At 58.6% G+C, this 384-nt stretch carries 1 protein-coding gene; it reads right to left on the bottom strand.

Annotated features, from left to right (window positions below; genetic code table 11):
- A partial coding sequence (locus tag HMPREF2808_RS13815) for an HNH endonuclease signature motif containing protein (RefSeq protein ID WP_141752600.1) occupies positions 1 to 384 on the bottom strand: 384 nt, incomplete at both ends.

Here is a 384-nt window from a genome sequence, read left to right as displayed (position 1 = left end):
GGTGATGTGTTGGGCGACTGTTTGCGCCCACCGTTTTTGCTTGGGTGCCAGGGGGCCTTCTGCTTCGTTGATGGTCCAGGTACCGTCGGCGAAAAGCCAGATAACATCCCCACTGTAGGGGTCCAGCAGGTATTTTAAGGTGCCATCGGTTTTCATGTTGTGGTGTCCTTGGCATAAGCATGCCAGGTTCTTCGGGTGTGTTGGCCCGCCTTCAGCCCAGTTGTGCCGGTGGTCAAGCTGGGTAAGAAAGGCTGGCTCTTCACACCCGCCGACCCGGCAGGTCCCGTCGCGGCCTTCGACGTGTTTGCGCATAATCAGGCCCGGTTGGTAGCCGTCTGCTTCGGCTACCTCGCCGGTTAAGTCCCGGGTTTTATCATGCGGCAT

This window comes from Corynebacterium sp. HMSC078A10, from assembly GCF_001811565.1.
Taxonomy (GTDB): Bacteria; Actinomycetota; Actinomycetes; order Mycobacteriales; family Mycobacteriaceae; genus Corynebacterium; species Corynebacterium hesseae.
This window is presented reverse-complemented; position numbering and strand designations above follow the sequence as displayed.